23 protein-coding genes and 3 pseudogenes are annotated in these 21,426 nt (G+C 70.2%); 16 read left to right on the top strand and 10 right to left on the bottom strand.

Features of this window, described 5'->3' with window-relative positions:
- Nucleotides 1-145: 145 nt before the first annotated feature.
- Nucleotides 146-838: a helix-turn-helix domain-containing protein gene (locus ABZT93_RS38835; RefSeq protein WP_356113570.1), complete on the bottom strand. Its 693-nt coding sequence runs from the start codon at nucleotides 836-838 to the stop codon at nucleotides 146-148.
- Between the two features lie 99 nt (nucleotides 839-937).
- Between ABZT93_RS38835 and ABZT93_RS38830 the strand changes: the two genes are divergently transcribed.
- The 6 genes from ABZT93_RS38830 to ABZT93_RS38805 all read left to right on the top strand — a co-directional run bounded on the left by ABZT93_RS38830 (nucleotide 938) and on the right by ABZT93_RS38805 (nucleotide 3,718).
- Complete coding sequence (locus tag ABZT93_RS38830; protein WP_356113568.1) at nucleotides 938-1,882, top strand: NADP-dependent oxidoreductase; 945 nt, start codon at nucleotides 938-940, stop codon at nucleotides 1,880-1,882.
- Between the two features lie 31 nt (nucleotides 1,883-1,913).
- Nucleotides 1,914-2,594 carry an SDR family NAD(P)-dependent oxidoreductase gene (locus ABZT93_RS38825; RefSeq protein WP_356113566.1) on the top strand — a complete coding sequence of 227 codons (681 nt, stop codon included), beginning with the start codon at nucleotides 1,914-1,916 and terminating at the stop codon, nucleotides 2,592-2,594.
- Between the two features lie 77 nt (nucleotides 2,595-2,671).
- Complete coding sequence (locus tag ABZT93_RS38820) at nucleotides 2,672-3,043, top strand: DoxX family protein (protein WP_356113564.1); 372 nt, start codon at nucleotides 2,672-2,674, stop codon at nucleotides 3,041-3,043.
- 25 nt (nucleotides 3,044-3,068) lie between these two features.
- Nucleotides 3,069-3,257 (top strand): NmrA family NAD(P)-binding protein, encoded by a 189-nt coding sequence (locus ABZT93_RS38815; RefSeq protein ID WP_356113562.1) that lies wholly within the window; start codon nucleotides 3,069-3,071, stop codon nucleotides 3,255-3,257.
- Nucleotides 3,258-3,312: 55 nt separating this feature from the next.
- Nucleotides 3,313-3,516: a hypothetical protein gene (locus ABZT93_RS38810; RefSeq protein ID WP_356113560.1), complete on the top strand. Its 204-nt coding sequence runs from the start codon at nucleotides 3,313-3,315 to the stop codon at nucleotides 3,514-3,516.
- Nucleotides 3,461-3,718 (top strand): dienelactone hydrolase family protein, encoded by a 258-nt coding sequence (locus ABZT93_RS38805; RefSeq protein ID WP_356113558.1) that lies wholly within the window; start codon nucleotides 3,461-3,463, stop codon nucleotides 3,716-3,718. Before ABZT93_RS38810 ends, ABZT93_RS38805 begins: the two co-directional genes overlap by 56 nt.
- 515 nt (nucleotides 3,719-4,233) lie before the next feature.
- Here the strand turns inward: ABZT93_RS38805 and ABZT93_RS38800 are convergent.
- The 3 genes from ABZT93_RS38800 to ABZT93_RS38790 all read right to left on the bottom strand — a co-directional run bounded on the left by ABZT93_RS38800 (nucleotide 4,234) and on the right by ABZT93_RS38790 (nucleotide 7,154).
- A complete protein-coding gene (locus ABZT93_RS38800; RefSeq protein WP_356113556.1) occupies nucleotides 4,234-5,097 on the bottom strand; it encodes an NADP-dependent oxidoreductase in 864 nt (287 codons plus the stop codon).
- Between the two features lie 201 nt (nucleotides 5,098-5,298).
- A complete protein-coding gene (locus ABZT93_RS38795) occupies nucleotides 5,299-5,676 on the bottom strand; it encodes a DUF805 domain-containing protein (RefSeq protein ID WP_356113553.1) in 378 nt (125 codons plus the stop codon).
- A gap of 188 nt (nucleotides 5,677-5,864) precedes the next feature.
- Nucleotides 5,865-7,154: a cellulase-like family protein gene (locus ABZT93_RS38790; RefSeq protein WP_356113551.1), complete on the bottom strand. Its 1,290-nt coding sequence runs from the start codon at nucleotides 7,152-7,154 to the stop codon at nucleotides 5,865-5,867.
- A 76-nt stretch (nucleotides 7,155-7,230) separates the two neighbouring features.
- On the opposite strand from ABZT93_RS38790, the gene ABZT93_RS38785 reads away from it, so the two are divergent.
- A complete protein-coding gene (locus ABZT93_RS38785) occupies nucleotides 7,231-9,273 on the top strand; it encodes a glycoside hydrolase family 2 TIM barrel-domain containing protein (RefSeq protein WP_356113549.1) in 2,043 nt (680 codons plus the stop codon).
- A gap of 183 nt (nucleotides 9,274-9,456) precedes the next feature.
- Here ABZT93_RS38785 and ABZT93_RS38780 read toward each other — a convergent pair.
- From ABZT93_RS38780 to ABZT93_RS38760, 5 genes and pseudogenes are all read right to left on the bottom strand, one after another.
- Nucleotides 9,457-9,537, bottom strand: a pseudogene (locus tag ABZT93_RS38780) (hypothetical protein); the annotation flags it as partial.
- A 61-nt stretch (nucleotides 9,538-9,598) separates the two neighbouring features.
- Nucleotides 9,599-9,721 (bottom strand): annotated as a pseudogene (locus tag ABZT93_RS38775) (hypothetical protein); the annotation flags it as partial.
- Nucleotides 9,722-9,927: 206 nt separating this feature from the next.
- The gene (locus tag ABZT93_RS38770) at nucleotides 9,928-10,857 is read right to left on the bottom strand and encodes a carbohydrate ABC transporter permease (protein WP_356113548.1); all 930 of its coding nucleotides are present in this window, start codon (nucleotides 10,855-10,857) and stop codon (nucleotides 9,928-9,930) included.
- On the bottom strand, nucleotides 10,854-11,765 hold the full coding sequence (locus ABZT93_RS38765; protein ID WP_356113546.1) for a sugar ABC transporter permease: 912 nt from the start codon (nucleotides 11,763-11,765) through the stop codon (nucleotides 10,854-10,856). Before ABZT93_RS38765 ends, ABZT93_RS38770 begins: the two co-directional genes overlap by 4 nt.
- A gap of 64 nt (nucleotides 11,766-11,829) precedes the next feature.
- Entirely contained in the window at nucleotides 11,830-13,176 is a 1,347-nt protein-coding gene (locus ABZT93_RS38760) for an extracellular solute-binding protein (protein WP_356113544.1), read from the bottom strand.
- 172 nt (nucleotides 13,177-13,348) lie between these two features.
- Between ABZT93_RS38760 and ABZT93_RS38755 the strand changes: the two genes are divergently transcribed.
- From ABZT93_RS38755 to ABZT93_RS38730, 6 genes are all read left to right on the top strand, one after another.
- A complete protein-coding gene (locus ABZT93_RS38755) occupies nucleotides 13,349-14,092 on the top strand; it encodes an SDR family oxidoreductase (protein WP_356113542.1) in 744 nt (247 codons plus the stop codon).
- A gap of 67 nt (nucleotides 14,093-14,159) precedes the next feature.
- The gene (locus tag ABZT93_RS38750) at nucleotides 14,160-14,906 is read left to right on the top strand and encodes a FadR/GntR family transcriptional regulator (RefSeq protein WP_356113539.1); all 747 of its coding nucleotides are present in this window, start codon (nucleotides 14,160-14,162) and stop codon (nucleotides 14,904-14,906) included.
- On the top strand, nucleotides 14,903-16,048 hold the full coding sequence (gene dgoD, locus ABZT93_RS38745) for a galactonate dehydratase (protein ID WP_356113537.1): 1,146 nt from the start codon (nucleotides 14,903-14,905) through the stop codon (nucleotides 16,046-16,048). Before ABZT93_RS38750 ends, dgoD begins: the two co-directional genes overlap by 4 nt.
- 103 nt (nucleotides 16,049-16,151) lie before the next feature.
- Nucleotides 16,152-16,772, top strand: coding sequence for a bifunctional 4-hydroxy-2-oxoglutarate aldolase/2-dehydro-3-deoxy-phosphogluconate aldolase (locus ABZT93_RS38740; RefSeq protein ID WP_356113536.1), 621 nt, complete (start codon nucleotides 16,152-16,154; stop codon nucleotides 16,770-16,772).
- A gap of 2 nt (nucleotides 16,773-16,774) precedes the next feature.
- Entirely contained in the window at nucleotides 16,775-17,734 is a 960-nt protein-coding gene (locus tag ABZT93_RS38735) for a sugar kinase (protein WP_356113581.1), read from the top strand.
- Between the two features lie 17 nt (nucleotides 17,735-17,751).
- Nucleotides 17,752-18,639, top strand: coding sequence for an SMP-30/gluconolactonase/LRE family protein (locus ABZT93_RS38730; RefSeq protein WP_356113535.1), 888 nt, complete (start codon nucleotides 17,752-17,754; stop codon nucleotides 18,637-18,639).
- A 57-nt stretch (nucleotides 18,640-18,696) separates the two neighbouring features.
- On the opposite strand, the gene ABZT93_RS38725 is transcribed toward ABZT93_RS38730, so the two are convergent.
- Nucleotides 18,697-19,371: an SDR family NAD(P)-dependent oxidoreductase gene (locus ABZT93_RS38725; protein WP_356113533.1), complete on the bottom strand. Its 675-nt coding sequence runs from the start codon at nucleotides 19,369-19,371 to the stop codon at nucleotides 18,697-18,699.
- Nucleotides 19,372-19,532: 161 nt separating this feature from the next.
- Between ABZT93_RS38725 and ABZT93_RS38720 the strand changes: the two genes are divergently transcribed.
- The 3 genes and pseudogenes from ABZT93_RS38720 to ABZT93_RS38710 all read left to right on the top strand — a co-directional run bounded on the left by ABZT93_RS38720 (nucleotide 19,533) and on the right by ABZT93_RS38710 (nucleotide 21,393).
- Nucleotides 19,533-20,222 (top strand): TetR/AcrR family transcriptional regulator, encoded by a 690-nt coding sequence (locus tag ABZT93_RS38720; RefSeq protein ID WP_356113531.1) that lies wholly within the window; start codon nucleotides 19,533-19,535, stop codon nucleotides 20,220-20,222.
- A gap of 212 nt (nucleotides 20,223-20,434) precedes the next feature.
- Nucleotides 20,435-20,797: an isocitrate/isopropylmalate family dehydrogenase gene (locus ABZT93_RS38715; RefSeq protein ID WP_356113530.1), complete on the top strand. Its 363-nt coding sequence runs from the start codon at nucleotides 20,435-20,437 to the stop codon at nucleotides 20,795-20,797.
- 108 nt (nucleotides 20,798-20,905) lie between these two features.
- A pseudogene (locus ABZT93_RS38710) lies at nucleotides 20,906-21,393 on the top strand (GNAT family N-acetyltransferase).
- Nucleotides 21,394-21,426 lie beyond the last annotated feature (33 nt).

Raw genomic sequence — 21,426 nt, 5'->3', positions numbered from 1 at the left:
TCGGCCGTCCGGGGGAGCGCGTGCTGGGCATTGGTGACAGCGGTGAGCGGCTCTCGGGACGATCCGCCACGCCACGGCATGAACCCGGCAGGCGTCGTGTGACGGTTCCTCTCAGCCAGGTGACGGCAGCGCGAGAGCCGCCCGCCTACGCGGAGCCCGGGCCGGTCCGGGCGAGGCGGATCATGGCGCGGAACAGGGCGGTGGGTGCCGGGGCTTCGGGCACCGCGGGGATCGGTGCGCCGGGGGCGGCGTAGGAGCGGAGCATGTGGCCGACGAGACGGCGCCAGGTGTCGGGTGCGTCGTCGCCGGCGGCGGCGATGACGCCGGCGTTGGCCATCTGCAGGATGACGAGGTCCTCGGGGACGAAGTCGTTGCGGAGGTGGCCGCTGTTCCGGGCGCGGGCGATGAGTTCGAGGAACGCGTTGTACGACTCGGTGCGCCGGGCCTCCAGCGCCTTGGCGGCCGGGAAGGACATGGTCAGGACGTCGGCGAAGCCGCGGTCGGCGGCCTGCATGGCGCAGACGGCGTGGATGTAGCCGGTGAAGCCCTGCCAGGGGTCGGGGTCGTCGAGCGCCTTGGCGACGGCGCCGGCGTAGGCATCCATGCGGTCGGCGAAGACGGCGTTGATGAGTTCGTCCCGGGTGGCGAAGCGTCGGCTGAGCGTGGCTTTGCCGACGCCTGCTTCGCGGGCGACGGAGGCCATGGAGACGCCGAGCCCTTCGGTGGCGAAGAGGCGTCGGGCGGCGACCAGGATGAGATCGCGGTTGCGCTCGGCGTCGGCGCGCAGTCTGGCTTCGGGCTGCCGGTCCTGAGTGTGGTCGGAAGGTGCGGAGGTCATGCACCCACTCTAACCAAGTGGAACGGCCGGGCCACTTCTGTTGTACGCTCGGCACGGATGGAACCGGGAAGGCCGGTCCACTTATACAGAGGTGATGTCATGCGTGCTGTCGCTTTGGACTCGGTTCCGGCGAACCCGGCTGTGGGTGAGGTGGACACTCCCCGCCCCGAAGCCGGAGAACTGCTGGTGAAGGTGGCCGCCTCCTCGGTGAACGGCTTCGACGTGGCCGTCGCCGCGGGCTACCTGCAGGGAATGATGGAGCACCGCTTCCCGCTGGTGCTCGGAGGGGACTTCGCGGGCACCGTCGAGGCGCTCGGCGCGGGCGTGGAGGGCTTCGCGGTCGGTGACGCGGTCTTCGGCGTCGTGACGAAGCCATTCCTGGGCGCCGGGTCGCTCGCCGAGTACGTCACCGTGTCCGCCGGATACCGAGTCGTCCCGATCCCCGAGGGCCTGGCCGTGGCGGACGCGGGCGCGCTGGGCGTGGCGGGGGCGACCGCGGTGGACAGCCTGAACGCCGTGGCCCTGACCGAGGGCCAGACGGTGCTGATCTCGGGTGCCGGCGGCGGCGTGGGGTCGCTGGCCGTGCAACTCGCCGCGGCCCGCGGCGCGAAGGTGATCGCCACCGCTCGCCCCGGCGCCCAGACCGACTTCGTCACCGGCCTGACCGGCACCGACGCCGAGGTCCACGTGGTCGACTTCACCGGCGATCTGCAGGCCCAGGTCCGGGCGATCGCCCCGGACGGCGTTGACGCGGTGCTGCACCTGGCGGGTGACGGCGCCGAGCTCGCCGGTCTGCTGCGACCGGGCGGTGGGATCGCCTCACCCCTCGGCCTGACCCAGGACGCCGTGAAGGGCCTGGACGTCACCGTCCACACGATCATGGCCGACCCGAACCCGGCGACTCTGACCGCCCTGGCCGAGCAGGTCACCTCAGGCTCCTTGCGGGTGCCGGTCACCGCGACCTACCCGCTGGAGCGGGCCGCGGAGGCGTTCACCGCCTTCACCTCCGGCACCCCCGGCAAGATCGCCGTCACCCGCTCCTGAAGCGCCCATCCGTCCCGGAAGAGAGTCCCGCATGCCCACGATCGCCATCATCGGCGCCGGCCCCGGCATGGGCCTGGCCATCGCCCGCAGCTTCGGCAGCCGCGGCTTCGACGTCGCCCTGATCGCCCGCACCAAGGAGAAGCTCCAGACGCTGGTCGACCAGCTCGGCCAGGAGGGCATCACCGCCGAGGCGTTCCCCGCCGACGTCCTCGACCGGCCCTCCCTGACCGCAGCCCTGGACGCCGTGAAGGCCCGCTTCGGCGCCATCGACGTACTGGAGTACTCACCGGCTCCGCACTCCCCGGTGCCCGGTCACTCCCTGGCCGCACCTTCCGAGGCCACGGTGGACAATCTGCAGCCGCAGCTCGAGTACAACCTCTACGGCGCCATCACGGCCGCTAAGGCAGTCCTGCCCGCGATGCGGGAGGCCGGTGCCGGAACACTGCTGTTCACCACCGGTGGCGGTTCCGTGGACCCATTGCCGATGCTCGGCAATGTCAACGCGGCCCAGGCGGCGCTGCGCAACTGGGTGATCAACCTGAACAAGGAACTGGCCGGCAGCGGCGTGCACGCCGCGCACGTGGCGATCGGCGTCTGGATCGGCGAGGGTGGCCCGGAGGGCTTCCCGACGGCCACGTCCGACGAGATCGCACCCCTGTACTGGGACCTGTACGAAAAGCGCGACCGCGCCGAGGCCGTCTTCAGCGCCTGACCGGCCCGCCCACCCCGCTCCCGGGAGCAGTCCACCGCCTCCCTCCCCTCCCGTCCCCCTGACAAGGAAATCCGTACGTGAACGTCTTCTTGTGGATAGTGGCGGCCGTCCTGGCCGCCATGTTCGCCATGGCCGGTGTCATGAAGTCCACCCAGCCCAAGGAGAAACTGGTCGGCCAGCTGCCCTGGACGGCCGACTTCTCCCAGGGAACCGTCCGTTTCATCGGCATCCTGGAGTTCGTGGCCGCGCTCGGCCTGATCCTGCCCGCGGCCACCGACATCGCCCCCGTGCTGACTCCCCTGGCCGCGACCGGCCTTGCCGTGGTGATGGTGCTGGCCGCGAACACCCACGCCCGCCGTAAGGAACCCGGTGCCATCGCCTTCAACGCCGTCCTGCTGATTCTGGCCGTCCTGGTGGCCTGGGGCCGCTTCGGCCCCTACAGCTTCTGACCCCACCGCGAGGAACCAACTCCTGATGCGTGTCAGCGTCTTCGGCGCGACCGGCGCCATCGGCCGCCTCGTCGTCCAGCGGCTCCTGGATGACGACCACGAGGTCACCGCCCTGCCGATGAAGCGGGTGATCTGCCGCGCCTCCATGATCTGCACGACGGAACGCGTTCCGTCGGTCACCTGGACCGTTTCAGGGACGGGCCGAGCGCGCTGATCACCGCGTCGGCACCCCAGCGAGGGCGTGGCCAGGGCACAAGGTTCTGCCCGTCATGGCCGGTCTGATGTTCCCCAACGCGCTGGCCGAGATGAAGGGCATGACCGAGGCCGTCACCGGTTCGGCACTTGACTACACCACCGCCCGCATCACCAACCCCACGGACAAGCTCGCCACCGGCCGTATCCGTTCCGGCTTTCTCGGTGCCAGTTACGGCGGCCGCCGACCGCATGTTCAAAGGGGCCGCGGCCAGACTTGAATCCACCCTCGCGGCAGACGTGCCGCACGACGTGAAGGAGTACCCGGCCGGCGCGCACTCCTTCCTCAACGACGCCGACAACGCCCCCCGCCTGTTGCGCCCCCTCATCCGTGTCGCCGGCATCGGACCCGAGCCCGAATCCGCCGCCGACGCCTGGCACCGGATCGAGGCGTTCTTCGGCGAGCAATTTGCGGACTCGTGACGACCGGCACGCACCATCCGCCCGGAAGCCCTCGGCGGCAACCGCCCCACACCGCGGTGTCGACCCCCACCGGCGCTCACACCCTCGGCGGCCGATGCCTGACCTCACTCTCCCCGCCTTGAAGGAGAAGACGCGATGACCCACGACCACAGATCCGTCCTACGTCGGCGGTACGCCAGGTCGAGGCGTTCAGGGACGCCCTGGCCCGTCTGCGTGACGAGGAGGGACTCACATTCGACGACCTCAACGCTGTCACCGATGTGCTGCAGCAGATCCAGACGGCCACCGGTGCCCCCCCCTGGCGCTGGTCGCCATGCTGCTGTGCAGCGAGATCTTCCAGGGCGGCCAGGACGGCTACACGCCCTCCGAGGACGTCAACAGCCCCACCTGCCTTCCCGGCTCCCAGCGCATCGACAACCCCGGCACCCTGCCGATGCGCCCCGACGAGCCCGGCACCCCGCTCGTCGTCTCCGGTCGCGTCCTGGACGGCAACGGCAAGCCGAACGCGACGGGGCTCAGAACAGCAGTACGGGACGCCCCCGTACGCCGCCGGCCTCCAGGAGCCGCTGCGCCTCTCCCGCCTGTTCGATCGGAAACGTCACCGCGACGCGCAGGGTGAGGATCCCCCACTCGGCCTGGTCGCCCAGTTCCGCCAGGGCTTCGGTGTCCCGGAGCCGGTCGTACACGAACACGGGGCACCAGCGCACAGCGCGGTCCGTGCTGCCGGTGAACCCCTGAACCGTCGCGATGCGTCCGCCGTCACGTACTGCTGCGGCGACCGCTTCGTTCATCACCGCGCTGTCGACGACCCCGTCCGTGCCGCCGGGACGCAGCTCCCGGACCCGTTCGGCGAGTCCGTCCCCGCGCGGGAGTACGTGGTCGGCGCCCAAGCGGGTGACGAGATCCCGGTCCTTCTCCGCCGCGTCGGCGATCACCGTCAGCTCCAGGGCCTCCAGCGCCATCCGCGCGGTCAGCCCGTTCATCAGCAGAGTCGATGCCGCCGCCGGATCGGTGCCCGTCGGTGCGCGCACCACCGACTCCGCGGATGCCACTACGTACTCCGCCTGCGCGCCGAGCGCCAGTTTCGGCTCCAGCAGGGCGACCACTTCGGCGCCCACCGCCAGCTCCCTGGGCACTCCGTCGCCGACCTCATCGATGACCCCGGCCGCGTCCCACCCCACCACGTACGCCTCGGCGAGCGGGAACAGGTCGGGGCTGTACTTGGCTATGATCCCGAGCCGCGCGTTCGCATCGGACGGGTGCACAGCGGCGGCGGCCACCTTGATCCGCACCTGCCCCGGTCCTGCGTGCGGCTTCGGAAGTTCCAGTACCCGCATGACCTCCGGGCCGCCGAACTCGGTGAAACCCACGGCTTTCACAACGCCACCTCACATCCAGGTTCGAGAACTCCAGAACCCGACACACATGGGTTCCGCTCTAGTTGGCAAGGCCCCCGAGGTGATCCTCGGTGAGGCCCCGTGCGACGGCGAGGGGGACCCCGCCGAAGCCGCGAGCTACCGTCCGCGCCGCATCTCCTGATCGGTTGGCCCTCGGGCCGACTGGGGAACCAAGGCGTCGGCTCAGCCGACGGGCTGGCCGACGGCCTTGGGGGAGGGGCCGTACTCGTTGGCGGCCGGGACGCTGTCCACCGTCATGCCCACGAGGTAGAGGATCGGCCCGGCCACGGGAATCAGGGCGATGAGCATCCTCCAGCCCGACCTGCCGGTGTCGTGCAGTCGGCGCACGGAGACGCTGAGCATGGGCACGATGAACAGCAGGAGGAGGATGCCGGGCAGCACGCTGTCGGCCGCGAGGCAGATCGCGGCGATCACGACGGCGGCGATCATGTACACCACTGAGAACCACCAGTACTCCGCGCGCCGGGCGCGACCGGAGAACGTGGCGTACTTGGCGGTGAGGCAGATGCGTGCCGCGTCGGCGAACGACATGCTGGTCATGGGGGTCCTTTCGCACAGGCGTGGAGGGGGCGCTCGGGGAAGATGCACGCCCGGAAATAACCGGAACCACCTATCCATTTCTTGATCCGGATAGGGTGTTCCGATTTACCGTTACGCTACCACCAAAAAACGGAAAGGGCGATCCGGTGAGCGTCCCGTCGGCCGCACACCGGTTCGCCCCGGCGCGTTCAGCCCGCGGTGATCCGGGAGTTGACCCGCCGCATCCAGTCCCGATCGGTGTGCCACATGGGGTGGTGCGGGGCCGCGTTGGAGGTCAGGACGGTGCCGTGGAAACCCGCGGCGAGGCAGCGGTCGACGACGAACTCCGCGATGTCCTTGCCGACGGCGTCCTCCTCGAAGCGTGTCAGCAGCGGCGTGTAGCCCACGACGCCTTCACCGAGGACGGCCGGGACGCCCCGGCGGCGGGCGAACTCGGCGGCGGAGTCGACCCACTGGGCCAGCGTGTCCCGCATGCTCTGCCGGTGCGCCGCGTAGTTCTCGTAGAGCCACAGGTCCCAGCGGTCCGGGTCGACCCAGTCGTGCGCGTAGAACAGTTCGCGCGGAATCCCCGTGGCCGCCAGCCGCCAGGGCTCGTCCGGCTGGTAGTCGGCGAAGGCGGGCGCGTCGGGGCGCAGCATGGCGGCCAGTTCGGCGGTGGGCCAGGTGGCCGTGTCGGGGGCCGCCTCGGTGCCGTGGCCGAGGCCCACCGCCTCGTACAGCGCGCCGAGCACGCCGTAGACGTAGAAGTGGAAGTGCGCGAGCTGCGCCTGCTCGGGCAGGTCGTCGAGTTCGTCGGGCCAGGGCTCGCCCAGCGAGTAGGTCACGTGGACGGCGGGGTGGCGTGCCTGGAGCAGCTTCACCGCGCGTTCGAGGGGGCCGCGCAGCCGGGCGTAGTGGCCAGGCGTGCCGTCGGCCGGTACCAGGTCGCAGTTGTCGACCTCGTTGTGGACCTCGACGTAGGCGACGGGACCGTCCAGACCGCGCTCGGTGAGGAAGTCCAGCAGGTCGGCGAGTGCTGCGGCCACCGCTTCGGCGCGGTCCGGGCCGGGCACCTCCGCCAGGGCGCGGTGCCAGGAGTCCGTGTCGGCGAAGCTCGGGGACTGCTGGTACTCCCAGGAGGACACGATCACCTTGCAGTCGTGGCGGGCCGCCGCCTCGAACAGCTCGACGAGGCGCCGGTGGCCGTCCAGCGGATAGCCGCCGCGCACGTCGTACCAGCGGGTGCGCTGTCCGAAGTCCCCGCCCAGGCCGCGGACCTGGATGGACTCGGGATCCTGGACGCGTCCGGAGAACAGCAGGAAGGGCATGGCGCAGATCCGCACGGTGTTGAAGCCCCGGTCCACCGTCTCGGCGAAGGCGCGGTCGATATCGGCGAAGGGCTCGCCCGGTCCTGCCTGCGTGTACCAGCTGAAGTCCCACAGGGTGATGGCCAGTCGGTCCGTGGTCGCGCTTGTCGTCGCGAGGTGCGATGTGGTCATGGGGTCACGCTAGCTCAATTCATTATTTATGAATAATCCTTGACAGGGGTGGCGGGGCTGCCCAGGCTCATGTGCCATGACCGAAACCACCCACCCCACCCGGCGCACCGTCGTCACGGCCCTGGGCGCTGCCGCCGTCGTCGCCCTACCGGCCTGGCCCGAGACAGCGCAAGCGGCGGACCGTGCGGCCGTCGCCGCGAGCGGCCCGGTGCTCGACCCCCATCCGGCCACCGAGCCCTCCGGCACTCATGTGCGCGAAGTCGGCGGTACCAACGTCGTCTTCCAGTACGGCACCGTGCTTCCCGCCTTCGACGGCTGGCGCACCCAGGAGCCCACCCGCGACTACCTGTCCCTGGACAAGCGGTGGCGCTTCCGCTTCGACCCCGCCGACCAGGGACTCGACGAGGGCTGGCAGTCCCCCCACCACGACGACCGGGCATGGGACCACATCGACGTCCCGGCGGCCTGGGATCTGCTGAACACCCCTGGTTTCGGCTCGGAGAGCGCCGAGTTCGGCACGGGAACGGCGTTCGCCGACGGGTACGCCTGGTACCGCACCACCGTCGACGTACCCGCCTCCTGGCGTGCCCGGCATGTGCGCATCGCCTTCCTCGCCGCCGGGTACAGCGCCGAGGTCTGGGTCGACGGCACCCACCTCGGCAAGCACGAGGGCGCCAACTCGCCCTTCGCGCTCCCCGTGGCAGGGGCGCTGCGGCCGGGAAGACGGCAGACGATCGCCGTGCGGGTCTTCCGGCGGGCGAGCTACACCGACTACACGGCCCCGACCGCGCAGCCGGTCACCGACGACCACGAACTGCCGTACAAGCCCGTCGACTACTGGCCCTACGCGGGACTGACCCGCTCCGCCTGGATCGAGGCGGTCCCGCGGACCACCGTCACCAAACTGCTCGTGACCGCCACGGGCGGACGGCTGGAGGCGTGTGCGGTCGTCGAGAACCACGGGGACACCGACTTCGACGGCCGGCTCACCCTGGACCCCGGCCGGGGGAGCGGCGGTCGTCCCACCGTGGTCGCGGCCAGGATCGCCGCCCGATCGGCGGCCGTCGTACGGGTCGCGATCGGCATACCCGGTGCCCCGCGCTGGAGCCCCGCCTCGCCGCGCACGCTCACCGCCCGCGCCTCTCTGAGCGCTGGCAGGTCCGCCGGCCCGCGGGTGGACACCCTGTCCACCGTGTACGGCGTGCGTGAACTGACCATTGCCGACGCGCAGTTGCGGCTGAACGGCAAGCCGCTCTTCCTCAAGGGCCTCAACTGGCACGAGGAGACGGCCGCGCACGGCAGGGCGATGACGCCGGCCGAGTACGACCGGGAACTGGGCCACATCACGGCAGTGGGCGCCAACTTCATCCGCAACTGCGTCTACAACCGCCACCCCTACGTCTACGACTGGGCCGACGCGCACGGCGTTCTGGTGATGGACGACATCGACACGATGTGGCTCAACACCGCCCAGGAGAAACTCCAGACCGAGCGCTACGGCCTCGCCCGCGCCCTGGCCCTGACCATGGCGTGGAACCAGCACAACCACCCCTCGGTCATCCTCTGGGGCCTGCAGAACGAGTCGGAGATCGACGCCGACGGCGCCCCGGTCTACCGGGCCTGGCTCGCCGACCTCAAGGCGGCCGTGAAGGCCGTCGACCTCACCGCCCGCCCGGTGACCTGGGCCTCCAACACCAGCAACGACCCCGCCTTCGACCTCGCCGACGTGATCGGGTTCAACGAGTACTTCGGCTACTTCTACGGCAAGGACGCCGACCTCGGCCCCACGCTGGACGCCGTGCACGCGAAGTACCCCGACAAGCCGATCCTGATCACCGAGAACGGCACCTGGTCGATCGCCGGCACCCACGGGCCCGCCACCACGCAGGGCACGGAGGAGTGGCAGGCGGCGAGCTTCACCGCGCACTGGGCACAGGTGAGCGCGCGCAGCGAGTTCGTCGCCGGGTTCACCTACTGGGTCCTCAAGGACTACAAGGAGCGGGCCGGATACAACCAGGCCTACAACGGCATCTCCGTGATGGGCCTGCTCACCTTCGCCGAGGAACGCCCCAAGCTCGTTTATGACGCGTTCCGTGAGGCGAACCCCAGGGGCAGGTGACCTGACGCGGTACGGCAGGAGGGGGAGGGCGATCCGTCCCTCCCTCTTCTGCTCGCGGGCGCTCAGTGCAGACCGTTCATTTTCTGCGGTGATCGTTCGGTCGTCTGCGGGGCCGGTGTTCGCCGTACGGCAGACGTCGTCGGTCAGTGCGCGCATGGCCTCCGGCGCGAGACGCGTTGCGAGGTACCACGCGTGTCCCTCGCCGAAGGAGTGCCGGGTGACGGCCGGCTGCCGGGCCAGCGGTCCGGAGCCGAACTCGGCCACCGCCTGGGCGCCTTCGGGAGGGGCAGTAGTGCTGGCGTCCGCCGGGCCACAGGTAGCGGCCGTCGGCGGTCTCGGGAAGGATCTCCGGGTGCAGCCGGGACAACCACGGTGGCGGGGAGTGCCCGAGCGAGGTCCATGACCTTGTCGAACCGGCCGAAGTCGGCGTGTTGGTGTTGAGCCACATCGACAAGGTCCAGACCGAGTGCTACGGGACCGGCGCGGCGCACGGGTGTGCGCCGCACCGGCATCGTCAACCGAACTGAGTACCTCGCAGTGACGTACCGGGCCACACGGTCGGGGTGGTGTCCACCGGCGAGGTACTCACTGGCCGGGGAGTTGTGCGGCGACAACCGGTACGACGACACGGCGCTTCTCCGGGCTGCAACCGGGTCACCCCTTTACGCTGCCCTCCGTCAGACCGCTGCGCCAGAAGCGCTGCAGGGCCACCATGGCGATCATCAGGGGGACGACGGAGACGAAGGCGCCTCCCACGGTCAGCTGATAGAGCTGCGGTTGGCGGTCGGCGAAGGACTGCCACGACGTCAGACCGAGGGTGATGGGGTACAGCTTGGAGTCGGACAGCATGACCAGCGGCAGGAAGTAGTTGTTCCAGATGCCGACGAACTGGAAGAGGAAGATCGTCACCAGGGCGGGGGTCATGATGCGCAGGGCAACGACCCTGAAGATGCGGAATTCTCCCGCGCCGTCGATGCGGGCCGCCTCCAACAGTTCGTCCGGTATGGACGCCGCGGCGTAGATCCGGCACAGGTACACGCCGAAGGGGCTGACGAAGCTCGGCAGCAGAACGGCCCAGTACGTGTTGGCCAGGCCCGCCTTGCTGAACAGCAGGTACATGGGCAGCGCCAGTGCCGTGGCGGGGATCAGGACGCCACCCAGCACGATGTTGAAGATCGTGTCACGGCCGGTGAAGGAGAACTTGGCCAGCGCGTAGCCGGACATCGCGGCCAGCAGCGTCGCCACGGCCGCGCCGACGCCCGCGTACAGCAGGCTGTTGGCGGCCCAGCGCAGGTAGATCGCATCGTCGTAGGTGACCACCTGGTGCAGGTTGCTCAGGAACCGGGGATGGGAGAACCACAACCCGAAGCTGCCGAACAGGTCGCCGGTGGACTTGGTGGACGCCACGACCAGCCAGTAGACCGGGAGCAGGAAATACCCGGCGGCTGCCACGAGCAGGCCGGTGACCAGGATGCGGCTGCGCGTGGTGACCCCGGTGACGCCGCCGCGCGGCGGCGTGCCGTCGTCGGAGGCCGGCGTCTCGTCCCCTGGCGGGACTGTGCGGGCCGGTGTCTGGAGACTCACGCGTCCCCACCTCTCTTGTTGATCAGCCGCAGAAAACCGAAGGAGAGCACGAACGCGGCGAGGGCGAGCAGCACCGCCTCGGCGGCGGCGAGGTGGTAGTTGTTGTTGGTGAACGCCTCGTTGTAGGCGCTCAGGTTGGGGGTGTAGGCGCTGTCGATGCTCGATGAGACGGGCTTGAGCACCAGCGGTTCCGCGAACAGTTGCAGCGTGCCGATGATGGTGAAGACCGTGGTGAGGATCAGCGCCGGGCGCAGCAGCGGCAGCTTGACGTGCCGGACCGTCATCCACGCGCTGGCGCCGTCGATGCGGGCGGCCTCGTACAGCTCCGCGGGGATGGTCCGCAACTGGGCGACGAGAACGAGCACGTTGTAGCCGGCGAACTCCCACGTGACGATGTTCGCGATGGACCACAGGACCGTGTGTCCGCCCAGCAGGTCGACCGACACCCCCAGGTGGCGCATGCCGTCCACGAGGGGGCTGACGCCCGGAACGTACAAGAAGCCCCACAGGATGGACGCGATGACCCCCGGGACGCCGTAGGGCAGGAAGAAGGCGGCGCGGAAGAACCGCACGCCTCTGGCCGAGGCGGTGTCCAGCAGCAGCGCGAGCCCGGCGGCCAACGTGACCATGACCGGCACCTGGACGGCCGCGAACAGCAGTACGCGACCGATGCTCTGCAGGAAGGCGTGGTCGGACAACGCGTCGGAGTAGTTGCGCAGCGCCACGAAGACGGTGCGGGTGCCGCCGAGCCCGAGGGCTCCGGTGTGCTCGTCGTCCATGACGCTCTGGTAGACGGCGTAGCCGATGGGGACGGCGAAGGTCAGGAGGAACAGCAGGAGGAACGGCGCGACGAAGGCGACGGGAGCCAGATTTCTGCGGCGGCGGGGCGCTCGGGTGCGGGTGAGCATCGGGGTACTTTCTGGAGTCCGGAGGGGAGAACGGCGGCGGCCGTGTCGCGCCCTCCGGAGGCGGTCACTGGCCGGTGGAAACCTTCAGACCCTTCCTCTTCAGGTCCTCGACGGTCTGCTTCTGTGCCTGCTGGACCGCGGAGACGAACGTGCCCTTGCCCGCTACAGCGGCCTGGAAGCCGTCGTTGAGGTGCTGGTAGGTGGCGTCGATCGTCGGTATCCACTTCCACGAGTTGTCGATGCTCTTGTCCGCCTCCGCGAAGACCTCGTTGTACTTCTGGCCTCCGAAGAACGTCGACGGCTTGTCCAGCGAGGAGCCCTTGTACGCGTCGGCCGCCGCGGGCCAGCCGTATCCGCCCTGCAGCAGCAGGTCGACGCTCGCGGGGTCGGTGTTGAGCCATTCGGCGAACTTCAGGGCCTCGGGGATGTGCTTGGCGCCCTTGAGGACGGCCGTGGAGGAACCACCCCAGTTCGCGGACGCGTTCGCGCCCTTCGTCCACTGCGGCATGGGCGCCACGGCCCACTTGCCTGCGGTCTGAGGAGCGTTTCCGCTGATGATGGCGTCGCCCCACTGGGCACTGACCCACGAGGTGATGGCACCGGTCTGCAGGTCCTTGTACCAGCCGTTGGCGAAGTCGGGCTCGGTCTTGATCAGTTTCTTGGTGCGCATCTCGTCCCAGAAGGCGGCGACCTTGAGGGTCTGCGGAGAGTTGATGTTCACCGACCAGGTGTCTCCGTCGACGCCGAACCACTTGGCGCCCGCCTGCCATGCGAGTGCGGTGAACCAGGCCGAGTTGCCGGGAGGGAAGGTGCTGATGTAGGCCTTCGGGTCGGCGTCGCGGACCTTCTGTGCGGCCTGGGCGAACTCGTCCCAGGTGGCGGGCGGTGCGATGCCCCACTTCTTGAACAGGTCGGCGCGGTAGAACAGGCCCATCGGGCCGGACGCCTGGGGGATCGCGTAGACCTTCGAGTCGAAGACTCCCTGCTGCCACTGCCAGTCCACGAACTTCGACCGGTCCTTGTCCACGCCGTACGGGGACAGGTTCACCAGGCCGTTCTCCAGCAGGAACGAGGGGACCTCCTGGTACTCCACCTGTGCCAGGTCGGGAGCGTTCCCGCTCTTGAGCGCGGCGCGCATCTTCGCGTAGCCGCCGCTGCTGCCCGCCGGGATCTTCTCCAGCTTCACGTGGATGTCCGGGTGGGTGGCGTTCCACTTGTCGACAGCCTTGTCGACACCGGGAACCCATGACCAGAAGCGCAGGTCGACCTTCTGGCCGGGCTTGGCGGGTGCCTGGACCGCGGGGTCCTTCGAACCGGTCGAACCCCCGCAGGCGGAGACGGCCAGGGAGACGGTGGCAAGGGCCACTGCGAGGGCGCCCCGGCTTCTGCGGCGGGGTGTGGTGCGGCTCATGGGAGGAGGGTCCTTCCTAGTTTCGTACTGAAGGTGCCTGCTGCATGCCGGTCAGTTTCGGAGCGGCATCGCCACCCCGTCAAGATATATTCATAATTAATTGAAAGAGCTATGGTGGGTGTCGTCAGCAGGCATCGGACGGGAGACGCACACGATGACGGAGTGCCGCAGGATGGCGGGACGCGTGGCGGTGATCACTGGCGCGGCGCACGGGATAGGCGCGGCCACGGCGCGAAGGCTCGCCGACGAGGGCGCGACCGTCGTGGTCACGGACGTGGACGACACGGCGGGCAAGACGCTCGTCGCGGGCATCGAGGACACCGGCGGACGCGCGGAGTACGTGCGCTGCGACGTGACCTCGGCCGCCGACTGGGAGAACCTGGCCCGGCACGTCGAGGAACACCACGGCCGGCTGGACGTGCTGCACAGCAACGCCTTCGCCCAGCTGAACAAGGCGGCCCACGAACTGAGCGAGGCCGAATGGGACGGTCAGATGGCCGTCCTGCTCAAGCCGGCCTGGCGCGGGATGAAGACCTTCGCGGCGATGCTGCGCGAGGTGTCCGGCTCCGTCGTCCTCACCTCCTCGGTGCACGCGGTCATCGGACTGCCGGGCCACGCCGCCTACGCCGCCGCGAAGGGCGCACTGTGCTCGCTGGGACGCCAGCTGGCCGTCGAATACGGCCCCGACATCCGAGTCAACACCGTGCTGCCCGGCCCCATCCTCACCGCCGCCTGGGAGGGGATCCCGGACTCCGAGCGGGAGCGCAGCGTGGCGGCCACGGCGGCCAAGCGGTTCGGGCAGCCGGAAGAGGTCGCCGCGGCCGTCGCCTTTCTGGCCTCGCCGGACGCCTCCTACGTGACCGGTGCGAGTCTGGTGGTCGACGGAGGATGGAGCGTCATGAAGGAATCCTCGTGAGCGGCGACCACCGTGCGGTGGACCAGGCGCACCATCCGCGATCAGGACCGATACGGAAACGGAGAACGTGGTGACCCATCCCGGCAGGGGGCTGCACGGCCAGGCGGTGGAGGAACTCGGCCGACGCATCATCCGCGGCGACTACCCCCCGGGCTCCGTCGTGGACCCGGTCAAGTTCGAGGCCGAACTCGGCGTCAGCAAGACCGTCGTCCGCGAGGCACTGCGCGTCCTCGCGGCCAAGGGCCTCCTGGAGTCCAAGCAGAAACGCGGGACGACCATCCGGCCCCGCGCCGACTGGAACCTGCTCGACAGCGACCTGCTGCGCTGGCAGGGCAGCAGCGCCCCCACCGACGGCTTCCTGGACGACCTCGCCGAGGTCCGCGCGATCGTCGAGCCCGCCGGCGCCCGGCTCGCCGCGGCCCGCCGTACCCCCGCCGACCTGGACGCGTTGCGCCGGGCCCTGGACGCCATGGCGGCGGCCGGGACGGACGCGGAGGCGATGGTCGAGGCCGACCTGGCCTTCCACCGCGCCCTGCTGGACTCCGCGCACAACGAACTGCTCAGCCGCATGGAGGTCGTCATCGAGGCCGGCCTGCGCGTGCGCGACCGGATCGTGCACGGGGCCCGGCACTTCTCCGACTCCATCCCCGTGCACCAGGACCTGCTGGAGGCGGTCGAGGCCGGTGATCCAGACGCGGCGGTGGCCGCCGTCGAGTCACTGCTCGCGCAGGCGTCCCACGACCTGGCCGCGGTCCAGGCCCAGGACGAGCCCGACGAACTCGCGACCCACTCGCTCCCCGAGGAAGCACCTTGAAAATAACCGGACTTGAGACCTTCCTGGTCGCCCCGCGCTGGCTGTTCCTGCGCGTGGCCACCGACGAGGGCATCACCGGCTGGGGCGAGCCCGTGATCGAGGGCCGCGCGGACACCGTGCGTGCCGCCGTCCACGAACTGGCCGACCACCTCGTCGGCCAGGACCCGCTGCGCATCGAGGACCGCTGGCAGGTGCTCACCAAGGGCGGCTTCTACCGGGGCGGCCCCATCCTCTCCAGCGCCGTCGCCGGCATCGACCAGGCCCTGTGGGACATCGCGGGCAAGACCTACGGCGTCCCCGTCCACCGCCTCCTCGGCGGCCCCGTGCGCGACCGCGTCCGCATGTACGCCTGGATCGGCGGTGACCGCCCCGGCGATGTGGCCGAACTCGCCGAGGAGCAGATGAAGGCGGGCTTCACCGCCGTCAAGATGAACGCCTCCGCCGAACTCGCCCCGATCGACACCCCGGCCCGCACCTCCGAGGTCGTCGAACGCGTCGCGGCCGTCCGCGAGGTGCTGGGCGACGAGCGGGACATCGCCGTCGACTTCCACGGCCGGGCCTCCACCGCCATGTCCCGTCGGCTGCTGCCCCAACTGGAGCCGCTGCACCCGCTGTTCGTCGAGGAACCCGTCCGGCCGGAGTACTCCAGCCACCTGCGCAGCCTGGTGGAGTCCACGAGCATCCCGCTCGCCACCGGCGAACGCCTGTACTCCCGCTGGGACTTCCGCGAAGTCATGGCCAGCGGCATCGCCGTCGCCCAGCCTGACCTCTCGCACGCCGGCGGCATCTCCGAGGTCCGCCGCATCGCCGCCATGGCCGAGACGTACGACGTCGCCCTGGCCCCGCACTGCCCCCTCGGCCCGATCGCCCTGGCGGCGAGTCTCCAGATCGCCTTCTCCGTGCCGAACTTCCTCATTCAGGAACAGAGCATGGGCATCCACTACAACCAGCAGTGCGACCTGCTGGAGTACGTGATGGACCCCGAACCCTTCCGGTTCCAGGATGGACACGCCGTCGCGAGCCCCCGGCCCGGACTCGGCGTCGACATCGACGAGAAGGCCGTTCGCCGGGCCGCAGAGACCGGGCACCGCTGGCGCAACCCCGTCTGGCGCGGCTCCGACGGCGCGTTCACCGAATGGTGAGGGCCGCGCAGCCGCCGATGGTGAGGGCCGCGCAGCCGCCGCCGATTGTGAGGGCCGCGCAGCCACCGCCCCTGAACCGAACCCGCAAGGAGAGCCCGCTTTCATGAACCTGGTGGAAACCCTCAGACACCACCGCCTGCTGGCGATCGTCCGGGGCAAGGACCCCGTCGCCGCCCTGCGCACCGTGCGCACCCTCGTGGACGTGGGCATCGCCGCCGTCGAGATATCGCTGACCACCGCCGACGCCCTGACCGTGATCGGGCAGGCCCGCGCCGCGCTCGGCCGCGACGCCCTCCTCGGCGCCGGTACGGTGCGCTCTGCGGCGGACGCGGCCCGCGCGGTCGAGGCCGGGGCGTCGTACCTCGTCACCCCGGCACTGGTCGACGATCTGGCCCAGTACGGAGTGCCCGTGCTGATGGGCGCCCTGACACCCAGCGAGATCGAAGCCGCCCTCGCACGCGGCGCCGACGCGGTCAAACTCTTCCCAGGCTCCCTCGGCGGCCCCGGCTATCTGCGGGCCCTGCGCGACCCGTTCCCCGAGGTGCCCTTCGTGCCCGTCGGGGGAGTGGACGCACAGGCTGCCCGCGACTATCTGGACCGGGGAGCCCTTGCCGTGGGCGTCGGCTCACCCCTCGTCGGGGACGCGGCCGACGGCGGAGACCTCGGTCAACTCCGGGTCCGTGCGGCCGAGTTCTGCAAGGTGGCCGCTGGGGAGACGCCGTGACCATGCTCGCGCCTCCCGAGGTGGTGACCTTCGGCGAGACCATGGCGGCGCTGCGTGCCCGCGGTGCCCTGCGGATGGGCGGCAGCCTCGGCCTCTCCGTGGCGGGAGCCGAGTCCAACGTCGCCATCGGCCTTGCCCGGCTCGGGCATCGGGTGAGCTGGGCCGGGAGGGTCGGCGCGGACGAACTCGGTGCCCTGGTCCTGCGCACCCTGCGCGCCGAGGGCGTCGACCTCGACCACGCGGTCACCGACGACAGCGGCCGGCCCACGGGACTCCTGCTGACCGAACCCCGCCTGGGCACGCTGACCCGCGTCAGCTACTACCGCGCGGGTTCGGCGGGTTCGGCCGTCACACCGGCCGACGTACTGCCCGCACTGGCCGCCGGATCCCGCGTCCTGCACCTGACCGGCATCACCCCGGCGCTCGGTCCGTCGGCCGCCGAGACCGTCCTGGCCGCCGCCACGGCCGCCCACGACGCCGGCATCACCGTATGCCTCGACGTCAACTACCGCTCCAGACTGTGGACAGCCGATCACGCCCGCGCCGCCCTCAGGCCGCTGCTCGCCCACACCGACCTGCTCGTCGCCTCCGAGGACGAGTTGCCGCTGGTGCTGCAACAGCCCGAGGCAGGTGAATCGGAGGCCGTGAAGAGCCTGTTGGACGCGGGCATCCAAGAGGTGATCGTCAAACGCGGCGCACACGGCGCGACGGCCGTCACCGCCGACGGAACAACCGACCGCGCCGCGCAGCGGGTCGACGCCGTCGACCTGGTCGGCGCGGGCGATGCCTTCGTGGCCGGATACCTGTCCGGACTCCTCGACGGCGCGGACGTCCCGGCCCGTCTGGACCGGGCCGTCACCACCGCGGCCTTCGCGGTCGCCACCCGGGGCGACTGGGAAGGGCTCCCCACGCGCGACGAACTCGGACTGTTCGACGAACCCGACGGCACGACCGTCCGCTGACCGAAGAGAGGCGACTCATGACTTTCACGGCAGCGACCGTCACGGTCGTTGTGGGCGGCTGGTACGAACTCGCCGAGGGCGGCCGCTGGGTCGACGGCCGGTATGTGTACGTCGACATCCTCGCCGGCCGGCTTTACGAACTGCGCGACGGCACCGGCGCCTCGGACCCACGCCAACTCGCCCAGATCGATGTCCCGTTGGGCGCCGTCGCCCCGGTGAGCGGCGAGCCGGACGTGTGGATCGCCGCCGCGGGCACCGGCGTCGCGTTGCTCACCGCCGACGGCGCCCTGGAGTGGCTGGACCGCCCCGAGGACCGCACCCCGGTCCGCAGCCGGATGAACGACGGCGTCGCCGACCCGGCCGGCCGTTTCTGGGCGGGCAGCATGGCCTACGACGGCACCCCGGGCGCGGGCTCGCTCTACCGAACCGACCCCGACGGCACGGTCGTACGCGTCCTCGACGGGCTGACCATCGCCAACGGGCCCGCCTTCAGCGCCGACGGCACGACCATGTACCTCGCCGACTCGGCCGCCGGCACCATCCTCCGCTGCCGTGTCGATCCCGTCTCCGGCGACCTGTCCGGCGGCCCGGAGAGCTTCGTCCGCCTCGGCGACGGTGAAGGAAGCCCCGACGGGATGACCGTCGACGAGGAGGGCTGCCTGTGGGTCGCGATATGGGGTGCCGGCGAGGTCCGCCGCTACCACCCCGACGGCCACCTGCTGCACACCCTGGGCGTCCCCGCCCCGCACCCCACGTCGGTGTGCCTCCACCCCACCGACCACCGCCTCTACGTCACCACGGCCCGCCCCGGCGTGCCCGACCCGATCACGGCCTCCGGCGCCGTGCTCACCGTCCCCGTACCGGTGAGGGGAACGGCCGCCTGCTCCTGGCGGAGCCGGTCCTGACGCGACCCCCGACGCCGTGCCGTGACGGCGTCGGGGGCGGGAGTGGGGCCCGTTGTTCTAAAGGCAGAAGACGAGTTCGGCCTGGTCGCGCTTGGTCGTGTGGAGGTCCCAGTAGACGGGGGAGATCTCCTCGGGCTGGGCGGTCGGGAAGCCGGGGACGGCCGGGGTGCCGATCGAGACGTCGATGCCGATGTGGGCGGACTGGATGCCGGTGCCGTCCAGTTCCTTGTGGAGGTTGATCGCCCAGTTGCGCAGTGCCGCGGCGGCGGCGTTGATGTTGCCGACCTGGGGCACGGGGTCGATGGAGCCGGCGCCGGTGGTGTAGAGGAGGGTGCCCGAGCCGGCCTCCCGCATCGCCGGGAGTACGGCCTTGGTGGCGGTGATGGCGCCGTAGAGCTGGAACTCGATCTCGTGCTGTACGTTGGCCGGTTCGGTCTCGGAGGGGCTGACCATCGTGGTGGTGAGGCCCGCGACGGGGGAGTACTCCAGGACGTCGATGCCGCCGAACTGGGTGGCGGCGTCCTTGAGGGCCTGGGTGAGGGCGTCGCGGTCAAGGACGTCCGCCGGGAAGGCGGCGGCGGTGATGCCCTCGGCGGTGAGGGTGTTGACGAGGCCGTCGAGATTCTCGCGGTTGCGGGAGATCAGGGCGACGTCGAGGCCCTGGGAGCCGAAGGTGCGGGCGATGGCCAGGCCGAGCTTGGGGCCGGCCCCGATGATGGCGATGCTGGTCACAACGATCCCTTTCTTATGGCGGATTAAGCGACTGGCGGACTAGGAGCACAGATATCCGGAAAGGCCTATCCGATTCAAGATCCGGATATGGCATTCCGTTTCGCTGCCCCCACCGTACCACTCAAACTGGATAGGGCAATCCGATTGCTAGACTGGCCGGTATGACTCCTGGCGACCAGCATCCCGACCCTGCCGTCCAACCCCTGCGCAGCGACGCCGAGCGCAACCGGGAACGGATCATCGCTGCCGCGCGCACCGTTTTCGCGCGGGACGGCCTCAACGCCTCCATGGCGTCCGTGGCCCGCGAGGCAGGCGTGGGGATCGCCACCATGTTCCGGCGCTTCCCCACGAAGGAGGAACTGGTCGACGCCGTCTTCATCGACCGCATGACCGCCTACGCCGACGCGGTCACCGCCGCCCTCGACGACCCCGACCCCTGGCAGGGCTTCGTCGGCTACGTCGAGACCGCCTGCGCGATGCAGGCTGCCGACTACGGCTTCGCCGACGTGCTGACGACGACGTTCCCCTCCGCCAAGGCCCTGGAACGCCGTCGCAACGAAGCGTACGAGGGCATGGTCGAGCTCATCGGCCGCGCCAAGGCGACCGGCCGTCTGCGGGAGGACTTCGACCCTTCGGACCTGGTGCTGGTGCACATGGCCAACGCCGGAGTCGTCAACGCCACCGGCACCGCCGCGCCCGACGCCTGGCGACGCGTCGTGGCCCTGCTGATCCAGTCCTTCGAGGGCCCGGCCCGCGGCCCGCTGCCCGCCTCACCCGACCATGAAGCCCTCTACCAGGCCATGCTCCGACCCGGCTCGGCTGGCACTGCGCCGTCCGAGTCGGATGGCTGACCGGAGGGGAGGGCTCGTAGGCGAGACGGTGCGACATGTGCGCCGCAGGTGCCTGCGAGGCTGCCGCGTCCAACTGGCACATTAAGTCGGCCACCGTCGCTGCCCCGTGACACGCGCCGTAGAGGCCGGCGGCGAAAAGGTACGGATGGCCGAGGTGCCCGGGTACCTGAACGACACGTCCCTGCCCTGCGCCGGTACCGATAGGTCCAGCAATGACGCAAACCCCGGCCGACGGACGAGCCGAACAGGCCGCGCGTATCGGCGAAACCGTGGCACCGGCGGTGCAGGTGCAGGTGCAGGTGGCGATCAATATCTTCCGCCTCGGTGACGGCGTCCATGCCGACCCGGCGACCCTCAAGTCGTCCGGCGACGCGAGCCAGTACGTTTCCCAGGGAGAAGCCCAGCACTGGTGTGCCGCGCTGATGCTGGAGCACTTCGGCCTGCCGGAGCAGGCGGCCCGCCTGAACAAGGCGATCGAGGTCACCACCGCGGCGGGCATTCTCACTCGCGACGTCGGCGGCACGTCCACGACGGAGGACGTGACCAAGGCCCTGATCGACGCGCTCGACGCCTGAGGGTCCGAAGGCTGGTGCAGAACCACGTGGTGAGGAGACTGCTGGGAGCGGTGCGGGAGCAGCCGACCCACCGCACGAGGGCGCTCCCCGGTGCGAAATACTGTCCCGATGAGTTCACGCACTTCCCGGATCAGCCTGCCGATCACCATACGGAGGGCCGTCGCGGGAGACGCCAAGCGGCTCACGCGGCTCGTGCGTGGCTCCAGCGCTTACGAGGGGAAGTACGCAGCCGCAGTTGCGGGCTACCGGGTCGGTGCTGATTACATCGAGGCCCACTGCGCCTATGTGGCCGTCGGCGCCGACGAGTACGGCGGCCGGGTCCTCGGGTTCTACTCGCTCGTCCTTGCGCCCCCGGAGCTCGACCTGCTGTTCGTCGCCGACGACGTGCAGGGACGGGGTGCGGACGGATGCTCGTCGCGCACATGCTGGCCGAGGCCCGCGCCGCCGGGATCGACCGTCTCAGGGTCGTGTCGCATGTTCCCGCGGAGGACTTTTACCACCGCGTCGGTGCGGTACGGACCGGGACCGTGCTCGCGAATCCGCCCGCCGTGCCGTGGGACCGTCCCCTGTTCGAGTTCCGCATTCCTTCGGGATGACCTGCTGACGCAGGAACGGCCGGGCCCGCCGAC

The sequence above is a fragment of the Streptomyces sp. NPDC005303 genome (assembly GCF_040607335.1).
GTDB lineage: Bacteria > Actinomycetota > Actinomycetes > Streptomycetales > Streptomycetaceae > Streptomyces.
This window is presented reverse-complemented; position numbering and strand designations above follow the sequence as displayed.